The organism is Pedobacter jamesrossensis, from assembly GCF_042650905.1.
Classification (GTDB): Bacteria; Bacteroidota; Bacteroidia; order Sphingobacteriales; family Sphingobacteriaceae; genus Pedobacter; species Pedobacter jamesrossensis.
Genome location: NZ_JBHSBY010000060.1, coordinates 1 through 1,125, shown reverse-complemented (window position 1 = coordinate 1,125; position 1,125 = coordinate 1). Strand labels below are relative to the sequence as shown.

Below are 1,125 nucleotides of genomic sequence, written 5' to 3'. Positions count from 1 at the left end.
CTATATGAAACAGCCTCAGACCTCGTTACACGAATATTTTGAACGTTTTCCCGATCATCGTATCAACCGTAACAAAAAACATCTCTTAACTGATATAATCATCCTATCTATCCTGGGTGTTCTATGCGGTGCTGAATCCTGGGACTCTATTGAAGCCTTTGGAAAGACTAAATTCGATTTTTTAAGGCGCTTTCTAAAGCTACCCAACGGTATCCCCTCTCATGATACCATCAACCGTGTTTTCAGTGGACTCCGTCCTGAGCTTTTCGAAAAGATGTTTGTGGAATGGGTCGCTGGGCTAAAGAGCGAGTCGATCAATAGAGAGGTCATTAGCATTGATGGAAAAAGCATCAGGGGCTCTAGGGACAGCTTCCATCAGCAGAGTCCCATCCACATGGTTAGCGCATGGGCATCCAATAATGAACTTGTCCTGGGTCAATTGAAGGTTACGGAAAAGAGTAACGAAATTACCGCAATACCACTATTGTTGGATTTGCTGGATATCGAAGGTAGTATTATTACCATAGATGCAATGGGCACCCAGGTGGAGATTGCAAAAAAAATAATTGACAATAAGGCGGACTACATCCTTTCCCTAAAGAGTAATCAATCCGAACTATTGGATCAGGTTAAGGAACGGTTTAAGAAACAGCATGTCCAAACCACTGATCTGGTAAATGAAAAGGGACACGGACGGATCGAGAGCCGTAGATGTGAGGTAATTACCGATCTGACCTTCATTGATAACCATATCTTTTGGAAGGGCATAAAATCAGTGGTCCAGATTACCTCTACTAGGATACTGGCTGAGAAAGAAACCACTGAAACGCGTTATTACATCAGTAGTTTCATAGAAGATGCAGTGCATTTCAACAAATACATTAGGATGCATTGGGGTATAGAAAACAAGTTGCACTGGTCCCTGGATATGGTCTTCAACGAGGATAGACAGCGAAAAAGAACTAAGAATGCAGCAACCAACTTTTCATTCATTCGAAAAATTGGATTAAATCTTCTAAAAAAAGATCCATCCAAGGGCTCTCTAGTAACTAAAAGACTCAAGGCTGGATGGGACAATCAGTATCTATTGCAAGTGTTTAACCAAATTTAAGTGCGTTGACCCTG

Annotated in this window: 1 protein-coding gene; it reads left to right on the top strand. The window is 41.5% G+C overall.

All coding sequences use genetic code 11. The features are described from left to right. The first annotated feature begins 4 nt into the window (after positions 1-4). On the top strand, positions 5-1,111 hold the full coding sequence (locus ACFOUY_RS09000; protein WP_378960173.1) for an ISAs1 family transposase: 1,107 nt from the start codon (positions 5-7) through the stop codon (positions 1,109-1,111). Positions 1,112-1,125: the final 14 nt, after the last annotated feature.